The organism is Proteus genomosp. 6 (genome assembly GCF_040139785.1).
Classification (GTDB): Bacteria; Pseudomonadota; Gammaproteobacteria; order Enterobacterales; family Enterobacteriaceae; genus Proteus.
In genome coordinates this window covers 63,119-83,396 of sequence record NZ_JBEEVJ010000006.1, presented here as the reverse complement: position 1 = coordinate 83,396, position 20,278 = coordinate 63,119, and the positions used below count along the sequence as shown (strand labels likewise).

Genomic DNA, 20,278 nt, shown 5'->3' with positions numbered 1-20,278 from the left:
TGTACTATGAGTGATTTTACCCAGACCGTTCCTGAGTTAGTGTCTTGGGCGAGAAAAAATGATTTCTCAATCTCACTGCCACCAGAAAGATTAGCTTTTTTGATGGCTGTCGCTGTATTAAACAGCGAGCGCCTTGATGGCGAAATCAGTGAAGGGGAGTTAATTGATGCCTTTAGGGAAGTGTGTAAAGGCTTCGAACAACCAGCAGAATCAATACAAGTTCGCGCGAATAATGCCATTAATGACATGGTAAAGCAGCGGCTTTTTAACCGTTTTACCAGTGAATTGGTAGAAGGTAATGCAATATACCGTTTAACCCCGTTGGGTATTGGAATTAGTGATTACTATATTCGCCAACGCGAATTTTCATCATTGCGCTTATCTATGCAACTTTCTATTGTGGCGGGTGAGCTTGATTCAGCGGCAAGCTCTGCTGAAGACGGCGGTGATGAATATCATTGGCATCGTAATGTTTTCGCGCCTCTAAAGTATTCAGTGGCGGAAATTTTCGATAGCATTGATTTATCTCAGCGAATTATGGATGAGCAGCAAAATACAGTAAAAGAAGATATTGCTGCGTTATTAAACCAAGATTGGCAAGCGGCTATTTCAAGCTGTGAACAGCTGTTATCTGAAACATCTGGTACATTAAGAGAGCTACAAGATACGCTTGAAGCAGCTGGCGACAAACTTCAAGCCAATCTCTTACGTATTCAGGAAGCAAACATGAATACGGGCCATGTTGAGCAAATAGATACATTAGTATTTGAACTTCAAAGTAAGTTAGACCGCATTATTAGTTGGGGTCAGCAATCTATTGATTTATGGATTGGATACGACAGACATGTCCATAAATTTATTCGTACAGCGATTGATATGGATAAAAATCGTATTTTCTCTCGCCGTTTACGTCAATCCGTACAAACCTATTTCGACAACCCGTGGGCATTAACTTACGCTAATGCTGATCGGTTGTTTGATATGCGTGATGAAGAACTGGTTCTACGTGATGAAGAAGTCACGGGTGAGTTACCCGAAGAGCTTGAATATCAAATGTTCAGTGAAGTGAACGAACAGATAGCGCAATGGGTAGAGCAAGAGCTTGCTTCTTACAAATTAGAACAAAGAGCATTAGATCTCAGTTCAGTGTTAGTTGAATATCTTAATCGTTATCCGCAACAGAAACATTTCGATGTTGCACGTATTGTCATTGATCAAGCAGTACGATTAGGTGTAGCGAAAGCTGAGCTCGCAGGATTACCTGCAAAATGGTCAGAAATTAACGAATATGGAGCTAAGGTACAAGCGCATGTCATCGATACATACTGAACAATTTATGCCAGCAAAACTGGCGCAGGCATTAGCGAACTCACTTTTTCCTGAACTGGATAGCCAGTTACGTGCAGGTCGACATATCGGTATAGACTCTCTGGATAATCATGCTTTTTTGATGGATTTTCAAGATGAGTTATCAGACTTTTATGCGCGTTATAACGTCGAATTAATCCGAGCGCCAGAAGGATTCTTCTATTTGCGACCGCGTTCAACCACACTTATTCCACGCTCTGTCCTCTCTGAAATGGATATGCTGGTGGGAAAAATTCTTTGTTATCTCTACCTTAGCCCTGAGCGGTTAGCCAATCAGGGAATATTCACCGTTCAAGAGCTGTTCGATGAATTAAGAACATTAGCAGATGAAACCAAACTTTTACGTTTAGTGAATCAACGCTCAACAGGTTCTGATCTTGATTTGCAAAAATTACAAGAAAAAATAAGAACCTCGTTAAATCGTTTACGTCGTTTAGGCATGATTTCATTCTTATTAAATGATATGCAGCGTTTCTCGATCACAGAATCTGTTTTCCGTTTTGGTGCAGATGTGCGTAGTGGTGATAATCCGCTTGAGGCTCAAATGCGCATGATCCGTGATGGTGAAGCAATGGCGCTTGAAGATAGCTCAGAAACACTTAACGACGATGAAGAAAATGAAGATGAGCAATTACAATCCAGTGAAGATGATGCGGAGGGAGAAAATAAATGATTGAACGGGGAAAATTTCGCTCATTAACACTTATCAACTGGAATGGGTTCTTTGCTCGTACTTTTGATTTAGATGAGTTGGTGACTACGTTATCAGGTGGTAATGGTGCGGGTAAATCAACCACTATGGCTGCATTTATCACAGCTATGATCCCTGATCTTACTTTGCTTCATTTCCGTAATACCACAGAAGCAGGATCGACAAGTGGATCTCGTGATAAAGGGTTATACGGGAAATTGCGCCCTGGTGTGTGTTATGCCGTATTAGATGTGATCAACTCGCGTCACTTACGTGCTGTGGTCGGTGTTCGCTTACAGCAAATTGCAGGACGTGATAAGAAAGTTGATATCAAACCCTTTATGATCCAAGGGCTGCCAATGGCAGAAAATCCAACAGAAATTTTAACGCAAGCTGTTGCAGATCGCCAAGCCCGTGTTTTACCGCTTAATGAATTAAAAGAAAAAGTTGAAGCCATTGATGGGGTTGTTTTTAGACAATTTAACTCTATCACTGATTTCCACGCGGTGATGTTTGATTTAGGGGTTATTCCTAAACGTTTACGCTCAGCAAGTGATCGTGCCAAATTCTATCGTTTAATTGAAGCCTCATTGTATGGCGGTATTTCAAGTGCGATTACACGCTCTTTACGTGATTATTTACTACCTGAGAATAGTGGTGTAAGAAAAGCTTTCCAAGATATGGAAGGCGCATTACGTGAAAACCGAATGACGCTTGAAGCTATTCGAGTCACTCAATCTGATCGTGACTTATTTAAGCATTTAATTACAGAAGCGACATCTTATGTTGCAGCTGACTATATGCGCCATGCTAACGAACGACGTGTTCATCTTGATGAAGCTTTAGAAGTACGTCGTGAATTATGGAGTCAGCGTAAATCCATTAATAACGAAGCGTATCGTTTTGTTGAAATGGGAAAAGAGCTAGAAGAGCAACAAGCGTTATCTTCTGATCTTGAAGCCGATTATCAAGCGGCAAGCGACCGACTAAACTTAGTGCAAAATGCGGTTCGCCAACAAGAAAAAATTGACCGCTATGTTGCCGATGTCGAAGAAATCACTTTTCGCTTAGAAGAACAAAGTGAAGTTGTTGAAGAAGCAGCTTCTAAGAAAGAAGAGCTTGAAGCGCGCGTGGAGTCTGCTGAAGAAGAAGTTGATGAACTGAAAAATCAGTTGGCAGATTATCAACAAGCATTAGACGTACAACAGACGCGTGCTATTCAATATCGTCAAGCTGTACAAGCGTTAGAGCGCGCTAAAGCACAGTGTGATATTGCGGATTTAGACGAGAAAAATGCTGAACAATGGGCTGAACGTATTCAAGCCAAAATTCAAAACATTACGCATTCATTACTCTCTATGGAACAGAAACTCAATGTTTCTGAAGCGGCTAAAACGCAATTTGATCAAGCCTATAAACTGGTAAGTTCAATTGTAGGTGAGGTTGAACGTCAAAATGCATGGGATGCGGCAAAAACAGCATTACGTGAATGGTCTTCTCATCGACATCAAGCGGATAGGGTTCATCCTATTCGCATGCAGTTGGCAGAATTAGAGCAACGCCTGCATCAACGAAATAGTGCAGAGCGCCAGCTTGAAGAGTTTAACAAACATCATGGCAAGTCGATGGAGCCTGATGATTTGTTAATTCTTCAAGATGAGTTAGAAGCCAAAATTGAAGAGCTTAGCGATTATGTTAATGAGTCTGGCGAACACCGCATGCAAATGCGCCAAGAGCTGGATCAACTTAAACAACAAATTGAAAAGCTGAAAAAACAAGCACCCGCATGGCTTGCTGCACAAGATGCGTTAACACAATTATGTGAACAGACTCGTCAATCTTTTGAAACGGGTCATCAAGTAACAGAATATATGCAACAGTTACTTGAGAAAGAGCGTGAAGCAACCGTATTACGTGATGAAACTGCAACTCGTAAACAGCAGATTGAAGCACAAATTGAACGTTTAAGTCAGCCAAGTGGTGCAGAAGACGGACGTTTAATTACATTAGCGGAACGTTTTAATGGTGTTTTATTATCAGAAATTTATGATGATATTACGTTAGACGATGCGCCTTATTTCTCTGCATTATATGGCCCTGCACGTCACGCAATTGTTGTGCAAGATCTCTCGTTGATTCAGGAACAATTAGAAACATTAGAAGATTGCCCTGAAGATCTCTATTTTATCGAAGGTGACCCACAATCTTTCGATGATAGTGTATTTAATGCTCAAGAGATGGATAAAGCGGTTCTTATCAAAAGTACTGATAGACAATGGCGTTATTCTCGCTACCCTGAAATTCCGCTTTTTGGTCGTGCTGCGCGTGAAAATCAATTAGAAATTTTATCGCGTCAGCGTGATGAACTTTCTGAGCTTTACGCAACACAAGCTTTTGATGTACAGAAGATCCAACGTGCCCACCATGCCTTTAGTCAGTTTGTGGGACAACATATTTCTGTGGCATTTGAGGCTGATCCTGAAGAGAATATTCGCCAGCTTAATCAACGACGTAACGAGCTAGAAAGAGCGTTAGCGCAATACGAAGAGAGTACTCAACAACAGCGTCAACATTATGCACGTACTAAAGAATCGCTGAATCTTCTTAATAAACTTATTCCTCAAGTTAATATCTTGATGGATGAAACTCTGATTGATCGTGTTGAAGAGTTACGCGAAGAGCTGTATGCCGCTGAAGAGTCAATGCGTTACTTACAGCGTCACGAAAAAGCATTAGCAGCATTAGAGCCTATCGCTTCAATCTTGCAAAGTGATCCACAAGCGCATGAACAATTAGCGCAAGATTACGAGCAAGCAAAAGCAGAGCAACAACGTTATCAGCAACAAGCTTTCTTACTGGTGGAAGTGGTACAGCGTCGCCCACACTTTAGTTATAGTGATGCCGTTGAGATTGTCAGTGAAAATAGTGATCTTAACGAGAAGCTACGTCACCGTTTAGAGATGGCAGAAACAGAACGTGCTACGGCAAGAGAACTTTATCGTCAGCAACAAGCTCAATGTGCTCAATTTAATCAAGTGCTTGCCTCATTAAAAAGCTCTTTTGACACTAAATCTGAATTGCTCAGAGAGCTTGAGCAAGAGATGAGTGATACGGGTATCCAGATTGATGTTGGTGCTGAAACAAGAGCAAAAGAGCTACGTGACCAGCGCTATTCTGCGGTAAGTGCAAACCGTACTCGTATTAGTCAACTTGAGCGTGATATCGCATTGAGTGAAGCAGAGCGAGATAATCTCACCAAGAAAATTCGTAAACTTGAGCGTGATTACGTTCAAATTCGTGAGCATGTTGTGAGTGCAAAAGCGGGTTGGTGCGCGGTTATGCGATTAGTGAAAGAAAATGGTATGGAGCGTCGCTTACATCGACGAGATTTTGCTTATCTTTCTGCTGATGAGCTACGTTCAATGTCGGATAAAGCGTTAGGTGCTTTACGCCAAGCGGTTGCTGATAATGAATATTTACGTGATGCGTTACGTCGCTCAGAAGATGCGAAATATCCAGATCGTAAAGTTCAGTTCTTTATTGCGGTATACCAGCATTTAAGGGAACGTATTCGTCAAGACATCATTAAAACTGATGATCCGGTTGATGCAATTGAACAGATGGAAATCGAACTTGCTCGCTTAACTGAAGAGTTAACTAGTCGTGAGCAAAAATTAGCGATTAGTTCACGAAGTGTCGCGAATATTATTCGTAAAACTATTCAGCGTGAGCAAAATCGTATCCGTATGTTAAACCAAGGTTTACAAGCAGTTTCATTTGGTCAGGTGCGAGGTGTCCGACTCAACGTCAATATTCGTGAAAGTCATCAAGTGTTATTGGATGTGTTATCTGAAGAAGATAACCAGTATCAAGATCTATTTAAAAACCAAAACCTTACTTTCTCTGAAGCAATGGCGAAGCTTTATCAGCGTTTAAACCCTCAAGTGGACATTGGTCAACGTATGCCACAAACCGTGGGTGAAGAGCTGTTAGATTACCGTAATTACCTTGAAATGGATGTTGAAGTTAATCGTGGACCAGAAGGTTGGTTAAAAGCAGAAAGTGGTGCTTTATCAACAGGTGAAGCGATTGGTACGGGGATGTCAATTCTGGTTATGGTGGTACAAAGCTGGGAAGAAGAATCGCGACGTTTAAGAGGAAAAGATATCTCTCCTTGTCGTTTACTCTTCCTCGATGAAGCTGCGCGTTTAGATGCGAAATCTATTGCAACGTTATTTGAGCTTTGCGACCGTCTTGATATGCAGTTAATTATTGCGGCACCAGAAAATATCAGCCCAGAAAAAGGAACAACCTATAAATTAGTGCGTAAAGTGTTCAACGGCACTGAACATGTACATGTTGTTGGCTTAAAAGGTTTTGGTCAACAGGCTGAAAAAGATAAAATCGGATCATCAAATGTTGCTGAAATAACAGAATAATTTTATCCCATTATTAGCCTCAAACGGGCAAGAATAAAGGCGCTACGGGCTTATGCTTATAGCGCCTTCTTTTTTCAAAGTGTTACATAGATCAAAAAATGAAAGCAAATTAACAAAAAAATGAAATTTTAAGTGGTATAACGTGCGCCATATCTCATTTAAATGTAATCATGATGTTTATGATTGTTCCCGTATGTGATTAATATAAAAATTTAAAGGAAAAAGAATGCGTAAAGTCACGTTAGCTTTTAGTGCAATTGCTTTAGCGTTAAGCTTAAACGGCGCAGCAATGGCAAAAGTACATCTACCAGAAGTTGTTAGCCCAGGTGTTACTGTTGCACAACTTGCACAACAACAACCAATTCATTGGGTTTCTGTTGCTGATATTGAAAAAAGCCTTGCAGGTCAAGCACCGATGGCGGTTGGTTTTGATATTGATGACACCGTTCTGTTCTCAAGCCCTGGTTTCTACCGTGGTAAACTAGAATACTCTCCAAACGATTTCAGCTACCTGAAAAACCCAGAATTCTGGAACAAAATGAATAATGAGTGGGATAAATTCAGTATGCCTAAACAAGTCGGTATCGATCTTGTTCAGATGCACCTAAAACGTGGGGATACTGTTTATTTCATTACTGGTCGTACTCAAACTAAAACTGAGACTGTGACCAAATATGTACAAGAAGGCTTAAACATTCCTGCTGATAAAATGCAGCCGGTTATTTTTGCTGGTGACCAACCTGGCGCAAATAACAAAGTAAGCTGGATGCGTGATCATAAACTGAAAATTTACTACGGTGATGCTGATGCTGATATCGCAGCTGCAGATGAACTGAATATCCGTGGTATTCGTATTCTGCGTGCGGCTAACTCTTCTTACCAACCACTGCCAAAAGCAGGCCAGTTTGGTGAAGAAGTTGTTATCAATTCAGAGTATTAATCTTTACCCTTTGTTTACCTTTATTTGTAAGGCGTAGGAAACTGCGCCTTTTTCTATTTTAAAATACCTTCCATTTAAATAATCTTATTTATCTATTCACAATTCTTTATTATTTCCTGAATGCTTATTTTCAATATGTCTATTTTTTGTTCTTTTATTGTATCTTTAATTTAAATTATATATTTGAATATAAAAGCAGCTAGATAGTCTTTTTTTGATTAAATAAAACCAAATTTCTATCAGGGGCTTACAAAACTTTAAAAATATTAGTTTATTCCTATAAAACTCTTTGCCTAGCTCATCTAATATTCTAGGATACCAAAATAATAATAAGGAATGAGGGTAGAGGATTTATGGCGCATCAACCAATTAAAAGAGCAATCGCATATTCAGTTGTTATAGGTACACTCCTTTCTGGTCATTATGCAATAGCCACAGAAACAGAATCGGTGACTTTATCTACACCCGAAATAGAAAACGCAACATTAGTTCCTGTCACTAGTGAAGTTATGCCAGCACCTGCAATTGTAGTTATGAAGGTTCCACAATTGACTGAGTTAGCAGTAAGAACAAAACTACAATCATGGAGCTCAACGGGATATAAACCGTTATATTTAAACCAGTTAGTGAAAGTTTACCAAGCAAGTGATTTAGCATTAATCTGGCAAGATGAAAAAACAGTACAGCAATTACAGCAACAAATTGCTGAAGTGGCGATGTCGGGAACCCAACCTCAATTTGGGCAATGGTTAATACAACTAGAGTCGCCTGAATTAACAAAAGAAGCACGCGACCTTATTTTATCAGATGCTTTTTTAGGCTATATCAGTTTTGTTGAGCAAGTAAATAAATCAGGTATATCTTTACTGTATCGTGATGTGATGCAAACATTACCATCACCAACTGATAAGTCAGTCGTGGAATTACAGCAAAATATTCAAAATAACACCTTAGGTAGCTTTGTTATTTCTTATGCACCGTCTCATCCTTATTACGCCTTAATGAAAGAGGAAGTGCGAAAGCAGTTACATAGTTCAGTTGTTTGGCCAGAAATGAAAGGAACAACATCATTAAAGCCAAATCAATCATCACAAGAAGTTGTACCGCTGAGACAGATTTTACGTAATTTAAAATTAATTCCTGAGTTGGCAGCGAATGAGCAGGAAATTGTGACAACCGTTTATGATGCGCCTTTAGTTGCGGCTGTTAAATTATTTCAAACTGCTCATGGATTAGAGCCGGATGGTGTTATTGGGCGACAAACGCGAGTGTGGTTAAATATAACACCAGCACAGCGCGCTAGCATTATGGCATTAAATATTCAACGTCTTCGCCTGACGCCAGCCATTGGTGATACTGGAATTTGGGTTAATATTCCTGATTTCTCGCTCTATTTTTATGCCAATAACGAGCTTATTCTCGACTCAAAAGTCATTGTCGGTCGCCCAGATAGAAAAACACCGATTATGAGTAGTGCACTAAATAATGTTGTGGTTAACCCACCTTGGAATGTGCCAACAAGCATGACTCGTAAAGATATTGTGCCTAGAGGTAAAGCAGATCCTAGTTACTTTAGTCGTAAGGGATATACCATTTATTCAGGGTGGGGAAATGATGCTTATCCTATTAACCCTTACGATATTGATTGGCAAAATATGAGTGCTAATAACTTCCCTTACCGAATTTGGCAGGCTCCGGGACCAACAAACTCATTAGGCCGTTATAAATTTAATATGCCAAATTCAGATGCGATATATCTGCACGACACACCAAATCATTCACTGTTTTCAAAAAATATGAGGGCAATCAGTTCAGGCTGTATTCGTGTTAATAAAGCCTCTGAACTTGCTTCAATTTTATTGGGCGATGCGGGATGGAAACAAGATAGAATTGATGCGGCACTAAAACGTGGTTCAACACAATATGCGCCAATTCCTGAACGTATTCCGGTTTATTTATATTATCAAACAGCATGGGTGGCTCAGGAAAATGCACCTCAATATCGTGCAGATATTTATGGTTATGACAAAGCCACGACTAATGCACAACCTTATTTAGAGAATATTAAGAAATACTTGTGATATAAATAAATATAAATTGAATAAAGGGTAGCTAATTTGGCTATCCTTTATTTTTATATAAATCAATAAGATGAAATTATTCTCTTATGATTATTAATAGGGTAATTAAAAATATAATAAATTATAAAATATTTTTAAAATTTCCATTAAAAATAGAATGATAAAAATGGAATTTAGTATAAATAACTAAACTTATAAAATTACTAATGGCATTAAATTGAAATGAAGTGTTATTTACAATACTATACAAACTGTAAGAAACAATTCGAGAAAAATATTGTCATAATAAAGGTTCTTCTTCCTGAAATAATTTTTTGAGTGCATATACTATGGATATTATTGATTCACATCGCCGTAAATGGCTGGGGCTTGGTATGGCCGCAGTGGGGTTAGGGTTATTACCTTCTCATGCATTTGCTTCACTAGCGACACCTCGTCCAAAAATCCTTCGCTTTAATAATTTAAATACAGGTGAAACTATTAAAGCCGAGTTTTTTGATGGAAAACGTTATAATAAACATGAGCTTGCTAAACTAAATCATCTCTTTAGAGATTACCGTCAAAACAAAATAAAAACGATAGATCCTGCACTGTTTGACCAAATCTACTTATTGCAAGTAATGCTTAATAACAATAAACCCGTTGAGCTTATTTCAGGTTATCGTTCTTTAGTGACAAATAATAATCTACGTCATAGTAGTAGCGGAGTGGCAAAGAAGAGCTATCACACGCGTGGTCAAGCAATGGATTTTCGTTTAGTCGGCACTGATCTTTCTAAAGTGCGTCAAGTTGCATTAAGAATGAAAGCAGGTGGTGTAGGCTATTATCCAAAAAGTAATTTTGTACATATTGATACAGGGCCTGTCCGCTCATGGTAATCTATTGAGAATTAGATAATAAAGAGTGGAGTGATTCATGATGTATCACATTGTACCTGTGACAAACTATATGCAAAATTGCACCCTTATTTGGTGTGATGAAACGAAGGAAGCAGCAATTGTTGATCCCGGTGGTGATGTTGAAACGTTAATTGCAGAAATAGAAGAACGCCAATTAACATTGACCAAAGTATTATTAACACACGGACACTTTGATCATATTGCAGGCACCTCACAAATTGTTGAGCACTTCAATGTCCCTGTTTACGGTCCTCATAAAGATGATAATTTCTTATTAGAAGAATTAGAACAACAGTGCCGTATGTTTAATTTCCCTTGCGGAAAATCATTTACACCAGATAGTTGGTTAAATGAAGGTGATACCGTCACGATAGGTAAAACAATTTCGTTATCTGTCTTACATTGCCCTGGTCATACTCCAGGACATGTTATTTTTGTTAATCATCAGAATAAACTTATCTCTATGGGAGATGTGTTATTCAAAGAAAGCATTGGTCGTACTGATTTCCCTCGTGGAAACCATGCCGATCTTATTGCTTCAATCAAAAATAAAGTATTACCTTTAGGCGATGATTATCTGTTTATTCCGGGACATGGTCCTATGTCTAATTTAGGGCATGAACGCCAATATAATCCTTTTTTACAAGATGAAATGCCAATCTGGTAATACTGATAATATCCATTAATTGACGAAAAGCTCTTTATTATAAAGGGCTTTTTTTATGAATAAAAAAAGTGTGGTTTATCTTTCTTTTATATCAATAAAAATGCCATGTTATTTAATAACATGGCATTTATCTTAATTACACTTTAGAAGGCAATTAGAGTACAGCAACAATGGCTTCGCACAGTGGAACCATATTCTCAAGGGTTAAACCTGCAACGTTAATACGGCCTGAACCCACGATATAAATACCATATTCAGCACGTAAACGCTCAACTTGCTCTTTATTTAAACCACTAAATGAGAACATCCCATTTTGGTCAATAATAAAGCTAAAGTCTTGCTTGGCGCCTTTTTCTTGTAGCGTTGTTACTAACAATTGACGCATACGCTGAATACGTTCACGCATGGTTGTGAGTTCTTCAATCCACTCTTCTTTTAACTCTGGGTTAGAAAGAATCGTCGTTACCACTGAAGCGCCGTGTGCTGGTGGGTTAGAGTAGTTTGCACGAATAATGGCTTTTGCTTGGCTAAAGGCTTTTTCCGCAGTCTCACTGTCTTTTGTGACAATAGTACATGCGCCTACACGCTCATTATAAAGGCCGAAATTTTTAGAGTACGAACTTGCGACAATAAGCTCAGGATTTTTTTCTGTAAAGAGGCGTAAGCCTTGGGCATCCTCTTCAAGACCACGCGCAAAACCTTGGTATGCAAAGTCAAAGACAGGTAGCCAGCCTTTTTCTGCTGATAAGGCTGCGAGTTGGCGCCATTGTTCTTCTGTTGGATCAATACCGCTTGGGTTATGACAGCATCCGTGGAATAACACTACGTCGCCAGCCTGTGCATTTGCAAGGCTTGCCAGCATGCCTTCAAAATCTAACCCGCGATTTTCTGCATCATAATAATCATAATTACAGATCTCAAGACCTGCAGTTTGGAAAATATTATTATGGTTAGGCCAAGTTGGATTACTGATCCAGACACGTTTTGCTGTTGTTTGCTGAGCAATGAAATCAGCGGCGATACGTAAAGCGCCAGTACCACCCGGTGCTTGAGCTGTGCGTGCGCGCTTTTCAGAGATAATAGGATGTTGTTCACCAAACAGAAGTGCTTGGGTCACATTGCCAAATTCAGGGATACCGCTAATAGGAAGGTAGTTTTTAGTGGTTTCGTTTTCTAACAGGTATTTTTCTGCTTTCTTAACAGTGGTTAAAACAGGAGTTTTGCCTGTCTCATCCTTGTAAACACCAATTCCTAAATTAATTTTGTTTTCACGAGGATCAGAACGGAAACTATCAGCTAAACCCAGAATAGGATCGGCTGGTGCAGCAATGATTTTCTCAAACATAGTGTAATTGTTCCCTAAGCTCAAAACGAAGCCGAAATATGAGTATCAAGAGTAACGCTATGAGGCCTTTTTGCCAACTGTTTGTAGTGAAATTAACAAGAAGTTGTGAACTAAGTGAGAATAAATAGCAAATCAAGATGTAAATAAGTGAATATCCTGTGATTACATTAACATGTAAAAATTATCACTAAAAACACCTAATTGTTTAGTGTGATAAACTTTTTGATAATTTGAAAAATAAAGAAAAGGGGGGATATTTTTAAGCGAATAAATAAATGGCGTGTTGTGATGGTTAAATTGTATAAATAAAAAAGCAACACCGAAGTGTTGCTTTTCAAATCAATTAACTTGACTGTTTAATTACCTATAAGCGGTAATTAGAACTGATAAGTCAGACCTAAACCAACTACGTTGTCGTCGTTCAGACCTAAAGCATTATCAGATTTCAGCAGGTTGATTTTATAATCAACAACTGCAGTCATGTTTTTGTTAAATTTGTAGAATGAACCTACAGAGATATATTTAACTAAATCAGCATCAGAAACGCGTGAAGCACCATTAGCATCTAAATCTTTACCTTTAGATTGAACATAACCTAAAGATGGTTTCAGACCTAAATCTTTAAAGTCATACTGTGCAGTTAACTCGATGTTTTGAGTTTTGTTAGCGATACCGTCTTTATAAGTAGTCATGTTACGGGTTTCACCGTACATTGCTGCTAAGTAAACGTTGTTAGCTTCGAATTTACCACCGAAGTTCCATGCTTCTGCACGGCTACCACGAGCTGTCGCATTAACGCCATCTTGTTGAGCAGAAGTACGAGCAGAGTTAGAATAACCACCACCCAGTGTTACACCCCAGCCTAAGTTATAAGCTGTAGAGAAACCGAAACCGTCGCCATTAGCTTTTGAGCCTTGACGTGCATTGTTGGTGTTTTCGTTGTTTTTACCTTGGTATTGCAGAGCAAAGCCTAAACCATCAACATAGCCAAACATATCAGTATTACGGTAAGTCAGAACGTTGCCAGTACGACCAGTCATGTAAACGTCAGTTTGTGACATTGAGTCGCCGCCCCATAAAGGCAGAACGTCTGTCCATGCGTTGGTGTCGTAAATTACACCGTAGTTACGACCGAAGTCCATTGAACCGTAGTCAGCGAATTTAAAACCAGCGTAAGCGAAACGAGTTTTCGCATTACCTTCGCTACCTTCAGTATTGTTAGTTTTAACTTCGTATTCAAAACGACCAAAACCAACTAAATCTTTATTGATTTGAGTTTCGCCTTTGAAACCGATACGTGCACGAGAAGCGTCACCGCTTTCATGTGAATCTTTATCAGCGAAGTAATGACGAACGTCAACTTTACCGTAGATGTCTACTTTGTTGCCGTCTTTGTTATACATTTCAGCTGCGTTTGCTGCACCAGCAAACATTAAAGCTGGGATTACCACTGCAAGAAGATTGCGCTTCATCATTATTATTACCCTCATTGGTGTTATTCAGACACCTTTGCCACTGCCAGAAATAGTTTCTTAATTTTTATGGAACTATTTATGAGAGTTAAGTGTCGTCTGTGTCGGGAGACAGTGTTCCATTGGTAAAAAATTTTATCTACCCCCAATTTGCTACAAAAACGAAAAAAGTGTAACAAATTGTAACTATGTATTTCAAAGTATGTATTTAGGGGAACTTTTGAATCAAATAACAGCCATGCATAAAAAAAGCCAACCTTGTGGTTGGCTTCTTCACTTAAGTTAAACTTGTGCAATAAAACAGCAGTGCAAATTTTTAGCTGAATACTAATTAATCACTAAATTAGAAATCAGCATTTCTTGGTGTACGTGGGAATGGAATAACTTCACGAACGTTTGCGACACCCGTCACATAAGCAACTAAACGTTCAAAGCCTAAACCAAATCCTGAGTGAGGTACGGTGCCATAACGACGCAGGTCGCGATACCACCAGTAGTCTTCTTTGCTCATTCCCATTTCGTCTAAACGTTTATCAAACATATCTAAACGCTCTTCACGTTGAGAACCACCGATGATTTCACCAATTCCTGGCGCTAACACGTCCATTGCTGCAACTGTTTTACCATCTTCATTCATGCGCATATAGAATGCTTTGATATCTTTCGGATAGTTTTTCACAACCACAGGCGCTTTAAAGTGTTTCTCTGCAAGATAGCGCTCATGCTCAGAAGAGAGATCAACACCCCAGTAAACTGGGTTTTCAAATTTCTCACCACAGTTTTCAAGCACAGTGACCGCATCGGTATAGTCAATTTGAGCAAAATCAGAGGTAATAAAGTTCTCTAAGCGTGTGATAGCGTCTTTATCGACACGTTGTGCAAAGAACTCCATATCATCTTTACGCTCTGCTAATACAGCTGCAAAGGTGTATTTCAGCATTTTTTCAGCAAGGGCTGCAATATCGTTAAGATCAGCAAATGCTACTTCAGGCTCTACCATCCAGAATTCAGCGAGGTGACGACTGGTATTTGAGTTTTCAGCACGGAATGTTGGGCCGAAGGTGTACACTTTGCTTAATGCAGAGGCGTAAGTTTCACCATTTAGCTGACCAGAAACAGTTAAAAACGCTTCACGGCCAAAAAAGTCTTCACTGAAATCGACTTCGCCTTTATCTGTGCGTGGCAGGTTGTTCATATCTAATGTAGAGACGCGGAACATTTCACCTGCACCTTCTGTATCTGCCGCCGTAATCAGTGGCGTAGAAACCCAGAAGAAGCCTTGTTCATCGAAGAAACGATGTAGTGCTTGTGCTAATGTGTGACGAACACGAGCAACCGCACCAATTAAGTTAGTACGAGGACGAAGGTGAGCAACTTCACGTAGGTACTCAATACTATGACGTTTGGCGGCCATCGGATAAGTTTCCGGATCATCGACCATTCCTACCACAACAACATGAGTGGCTTGAATTTCAAAGTTCTGTCCCTGGCCCGGAGATTCAACAATTTTACCGGTGACTTCCACAGAACAGCCTGTGGTTAAGTGCAGCACTTCATCTTGATAATTCGGTAAATTATTATTAATGATGGCCTGTACTGGATTAAAGCAGGAACCGTCATAGACGGTAAGGAATGAGATACCAGCTTTTGAATCTCTTCTTGTACGTACCCAACCGCGAACGGTGACGTCTTCGCCAACCGCGATACGGCCTTGCAGTACGTCGACTACAGGCGCAACGATCATAAATAAATCTCTCTTCGTTTAATTAAAATAATTGTTTGGTTAATTCACTCTGCCCCTGTCGGACAGTTTTTCTATGTTACTTGCAATAGCGCAGGAAACAAGTAGGAAATTTTAGTTTAAAGAGTCAATAAAGAAGAGAAAAGCTTTTGTATAAAATAAATTGATAAAAATAGGTGAAATATTGATAAAGGCAGGTGTTATGACAAAAGAAAGGGCAATTATTACCCTTTCTTTTATTAATGAAGATTTTTAGCTAATTAACAGGCCTGTTTAACAAGAGGAACGTCAAAGGCTTTGCGTAGCTTGTCAACAAAGTCATTATCGTCACAAATTGTTTTACCTGGGCTATCTGATAATTTAGCCACTGGCTTACCATTACACTCCACCAGCTTAATCACAATATTAAGAGGCGTTATTTCAGGTATGTTACAAGTGAGTCGAGTACCAATACCAAAGATTAGACGAATACGCTTATGGAAATGCTTATAAAGTACGAGTGCTTTTTGAAAATCGAGGCTATCAGAAAAGACTAATACTTTACTCATGGGATCAATGCCCAATTTTTCATAATGCGCGATCGCTTTTTCACCCCATTCAATCGGATCGCCTGAGTCATGACGTAAACCTTGGTAGCTTTCTGCAAAGGTTTTATCAAAATCACGCAAAAACGCATCCATTGTAATGCAATCTGTTAATGCAATACCTAATTGATCTGGATATTCATCTAACCAAGATTGCAAGGCTGCTCGTTGGCTATTTGCCAGTTCAGGGCTAATCTGCTGATGAGCTTGAAACCACTCGTGAGCTTGTGTTCCCACAGGAGCCAAATGCATACGCTCAGCTAAATGATAGTTACTTGTACCAATAAGATAAGGGAAATGATTTTTCAGCTCATCCACAATGGCACACTGCACATCATAAGAGAAACGGCGGCGAGTACCAAAATCCATTAATTTAAAATCAGCTAAGTCAATCTGTTGTTCAGCCGCATCACGGTAGAAGATGTCAATTAATTTACGTAGTTGATTAACTGCATCATCAGGCGTGATTTGAGGAGAACGAGCACGATGTACAATTTCACTCACTAAAGCCAACAAAGGAACTTCCCATAGAATAACTTCGCGCCAAGGCCCCGTTATTCTTATCGACAGTTGGTTTTCAGGTATTGTTGAAATTTGGACTTGTTCTGGTTTAAAGCGAAAATGCTTAAACCATTGCAGATAGTCATTTTTGAAAAAGGGGAGGCTCTGAAGATAGTCAAATTCTTCATTCGTTAATGACAAGTCTGCCATCATATTAACTTGATGGCGTAAGGTTATTGCATATTCACCTAGACGTTCATCACTCCGACAGCGGAACTCAGCAACGACAGGAATATCACTATAATGGTGGTAAACCGCTTGTTGCATGTGGAGCTTATATGCATCGGTATCCAACAGTGATGTAATAATCGGTGTAGCGTCTAAAATCATAGCGCGTCAAGCATCCTCACGGAGCGTTTTTATGTCTGCTAAATCGTTAAGGTTGGAGAGTATACCCGAATATGACAACAAAGCGTCACTATTCAACAATATTTCTCTGCGACATAAAAACAAGCTGTAAAACTTAGATGAGTTTACCACGTTAAACATAATTTGGGAGTATATTAGCATCATTTACCAAATAAATTGATTACATGTATTAATAAACTATTAACATTCTGTTGACTTTTAATGGTTTCAATTGAATATTCGACTGGCTAAACAGATTTTTGACGAGTAAGCTTTGGCAATATAACCGTTAAATAGTCGTGTTAACTAAAAGGTTTTTTCTATGACACAACAAAGAATCGCGAAATTTCGCAAAGATTATCGTGCCCCTGACTACACAATCACCGATTTACATCTTGATTTTATCTTAGACAAAGAAAACACCCAGGTTACAGCGATAAGCCAATGTAAACGCTTAAACTCAGATGCGACAGCATTAGTGTTAGATGGTGAAGATTTAACATTAAAATCAATCGCAGTGAATGATGTTGCTTGGACACACTATAAAGAAGAAAACGGCAAACTCATCATTGAACAACTGCCCGAACAATTTACATTAAAAATTGTTAATGAGATTAACCCATCAGCTAATACCGCATTGGAAGGGTTGTATGTTTCTGGTGATGCATTATGTACACAGTGTGAAGCTGAAGGCTTCCGCCATATTACTTACTATTTAGATAGACCTGATGTATTAGCTCGTTACACCACAACAATCACGGCAGACAAAAAACAGTATCCTTATTTGTTGTCCAATGGTAACCGTATTGCACAAGGTGAACTGGATGATGGTCGTCATTGGGTAACATGGGAAGATCCACATCCAAAACCAAGTTATTTATTTGCTGTGGTAGCGGGTGATTTTGATGTGTTACGAGATACTTTTATCACCAAAAGCGGTCGTGAAGTTGCTTTAGAGCTTTTTGTTGATAAAGGTAATTTAGATCGTGCAGATTGGGCAATGACATCATTGAAAAATGCGATGGCATGGGATCAAGCTCGCTTTAATTTAGAATATGATCTCGACATCTATATGATAGTTGCTGTTGATTTCTTTAATATGGGGGCAATGGAGAATAAAGGGCTGAATGTCTTTAACTCTAAATATGTGCTAGCGAAAAGTGAAACGGCAACTGACAAAGATTACTTAGGTATTGAGTCTGTTATTGGGCATGAATATTTCCATAACTGGACAGGTAACCGTATTACTTGCCGTGATTGGTTCCAGTTAAGCTTGAAAGAAGGTTTAACCGTTTTCCGTGATCAAGAATTTAGCTCTGACTTAGGCTCTCGTTCTGTTAATCGTATCAATAATGTACGCGTGATGCGTACCGCTCAGTTTGCAGAAGATGCAAGCCCAATGGCGCACCCAATTCGTCCTGATAGTGTGATCGAAATGAACAACTTCTATACTTTAACAGTATATGAAAAAGGTTCAGAAGTGATCCGAATGATCCACACTGTATTAGGCGAAGAGCAATTCCAAGCTGGCATGCAGATGTATATTCATCGTCACGATGGCAGTGCTGCAACTTGCGACGATTTTATTCAAGCAATGGAAGATGCTTCTAATGTTGATCTTACTTTATTCCGTCGTTGGTATAGCCAATCAGGTACACCACAACTGACAGTTCGTGATAGTTATAATGCTAATAAAAAGCAATACACTTTAACTGTTAGTCAAATGACGCCACCGACAGCCGATCAAACTGAAAAGCAGCCATTACATATTCCATTAGATATTGAATTATATGATACCAAAGGCGATGTGATCCCACTGCGTTCACAAGGTCAAACTGTTTCTAATGTATTGAATGTGGTACGTGAAGAGCAGCAGTTTGTCTTTGACGATGTGCCAGAAAAACCAATCCCATCTTTATTACGTGAGTTCTCTGCGCCTGTAAAACTTGATTATCCATTTACGGATGAGCAACTCTCTTTCTTAATGAAATATGCACGTAATGCATTTTCACGTTGGGATGCTGCTCAAGCATTATTGGGTCGCTATATAAAAGAAAACGTGGCTCGAGTTCAAAAGGGTGAAATCTGCATTCTGCCTGAAATGGTGGTTGATGCTTTCCGTGCAGTATTACTTGATAAAGATATCGATCCTGCATTAGCTGCACTTATTCTGACATTACCAACAGATGTCGAAGCGGGTGAATCATTTAGTATTATTGATCCAGTTGCTATCCATAAAGCGCTTGGTTTTATTCGTAAAACATTAGCAACTGAAATGGCAGATGAGTTCTCTGCTGTTTATCATTCAATGCATATCGGTGCTTATCGTGTTAATCATGATGATATTGCAAAACGTGATTTACGTAATGTGTGTCTAGCTTATTTAGCAGTTGAAAATGAGCAAACAGGTAATCAACTTGTCGACGCGCAATATCACAACAGTGACAATATGACGGATGCACTTGCCGCATTGAATGCAGCAGTGATGGCACAGTTACCTTGTAAAGATGCATTGCTACAAGAGTTCGATGACAAATGGCATCAAGATGGTTTAGTGATGGACAAATGGTTTAGTTTACAAGCCATGAGCCCAGAAAAAGGGGTGTTACAGAAAGTACGTAGTCTGTTATCTCATCGCTCATTTACACTTGCAAACCCTAATCGTACTCGGGCGTTAATTGGTGCATTTGTGAATAATAATCCTGTGGCATTCCATGCTGAAGATGGCTCTGGTTATTTATTATTGACAGAAATTCTGACTGACTTAAATAGTCGCAACCCACAAGTTGCTTCACGCCTTATTGAGCCGTTTATTCGTTTAAAACGTTATGATGCAACTCGCCAAGATAAAATGCGTGCTGAGTTATTAAAACTGAAAGCACTTGAGAATTTGTCTGGCGATTTATATGAGAAAATCACCAAAGCATTAGCTGATTAATATCATGTTTTATATCACTTTATGAGTGAATAAATAGTATAAAATCAGCAAGATAATCAGATCCCCAGCATAGTCTGGGGATTTTTTATGGCGAATTGTGAAATTGAAACGTTTACTTTTCATGCTTTTATCTATATGATGCTCGACGCTTAAATTGTCGTAGACATATCATTCCTAATACCCGATATTCTCAATGGAGATCGT

Annotated in this window: 12 protein-coding genes; 8 read left to right on the top strand and 4 right to left on the bottom strand. The window is 39.1% G+C overall.

Going from position 1 to position 20,278, the window contains the following annotated elements:
• The first annotated feature begins 6 nt into the window (after positions 1-6).
• The 7 genes from mukF to ABN212_RS09440 all read left to right on the top strand — a co-directional run bounded on the left by mukF (position 7) and on the right by ABN212_RS09440 (position 11,085).
• Positions 7-1,329: a chromosome partition protein MukF gene (gene mukF, locus ABN212_RS09470; protein ID WP_198620507.1), complete on the top strand. Its 1,323-nt coding sequence runs from the start codon at positions 7-9 to the stop codon at positions 1,327-1,329.
• Positions 1,310-2,041: a chromosome partition protein MukE gene (mukE, locus tag ABN212_RS09465; RefSeq protein ID WP_109373531.1), complete on the top strand. Its 732-nt coding sequence runs from the start codon at positions 1,310-1,312 to the stop codon at positions 2,039-2,041. The genes mukF and mukE overlap by 20 nt, the downstream gene beginning before the upstream one ends.
• Positions 2,038-6,498: a chromosome partition protein MukB gene (mukB, locus tag ABN212_RS09460; protein WP_198620508.1), complete on the top strand. Its 4,461-nt coding sequence runs from the start codon at positions 2,038-2,040 to the stop codon at positions 6,496-6,498. The genes mukE and mukB overlap by 4 nt, the downstream gene beginning before the upstream one ends.
• A gap of 226 nt (positions 6,499-6,724) precedes the next feature.
• Positions 6,725-7,438, top strand: coding sequence for an acid phosphatase AphA (gene aphA, locus ABN212_RS09455; RefSeq protein WP_109373533.1), 714 nt, complete (start codon positions 6,725-6,727; stop codon positions 7,436-7,438).
• A gap of 353 nt (positions 7,439-7,791) precedes the next feature.
• Positions 7,792-9,519, top strand: coding sequence for a L,D-transpeptidase (gene ldtD, locus ABN212_RS09450; RefSeq protein ID WP_349443159.1), 1,728 nt, complete (start codon positions 7,792-7,794; stop codon positions 9,517-9,519).
• 329 nt (positions 9,520-9,848) lie between these two features.
• On the top strand, positions 9,849-10,397 hold the full coding sequence (locus tag ABN212_RS09445) for a DUF882 domain-containing protein (RefSeq protein ID WP_198620510.1): 549 nt from the start codon (positions 9,849-9,851) through the stop codon (positions 10,395-10,397).
• A gap of 37 nt (positions 10,398-10,434) precedes the next feature.
• A complete protein-coding gene (locus ABN212_RS09440; RefSeq protein ID WP_196533060.1) occupies positions 10,435-11,085 on the top strand; it encodes an MBL fold metallo-hydrolase in 651 nt (216 codons plus the stop codon).
• Between the two features lie 154 nt (positions 11,086-11,239).
• On the opposite strand, the gene ABN212_RS09435 is transcribed toward ABN212_RS09440, so the two are convergent.
• The 4 genes from ABN212_RS09435 to pncB all read right to left on the bottom strand — a co-directional run bounded on the left by ABN212_RS09435 (position 11,240) and on the right by pncB (position 17,118).
• A complete protein-coding gene (locus ABN212_RS09435; RefSeq protein ID WP_198620511.1) occupies positions 11,240-12,430 on the bottom strand; it encodes an amino acid aminotransferase in 1,191 nt (396 codons plus the stop codon).
• Positions 12,431-12,807: 377 nt separating this feature from the next.
• On the bottom strand, positions 12,808-13,905 hold the full coding sequence (locus ABN212_RS09430; RefSeq protein WP_285714138.1) for a porin: 1,098 nt from the start codon (positions 13,903-13,905) through the stop codon (positions 12,808-12,810).
• Positions 13,906-14,245: 340 nt separating this feature from the next.
• The gene (gene asnS, locus ABN212_RS09425; RefSeq protein ID WP_160230120.1) at positions 14,246-15,646 is read right to left on the bottom strand and encodes an asparagine--tRNA ligase; all 1,401 of its coding nucleotides are present in this window, start codon (positions 15,644-15,646) and stop codon (positions 14,246-14,248) included.
• Positions 15,647-15,903: 257 nt separating this feature from the next.
• Complete coding sequence (gene pncB, locus ABN212_RS09420; protein WP_349443158.1) at positions 15,904-17,118, bottom strand: nicotinate phosphoribosyltransferase; 1,215 nt, start codon at positions 17,116-17,118, stop codon at positions 15,904-15,906.
• Between the two features lie 340 nt (positions 17,119-17,458).
• Here pncB and pepN point away from each other — a divergent pair, with 340 nt between their 5' ends.
• Positions 17,459-20,074 carry an aminopeptidase N gene (pepN, locus tag ABN212_RS09415; protein ID WP_349443157.1) on the top strand — a complete coding sequence of 872 codons (2,616 nt, stop codon included), beginning with the start codon at positions 17,459-17,461 and terminating at the stop codon, positions 20,072-20,074.
• The last annotated feature ends 204 nt before the right edge of the window (positions 20,075-20,278 follow it).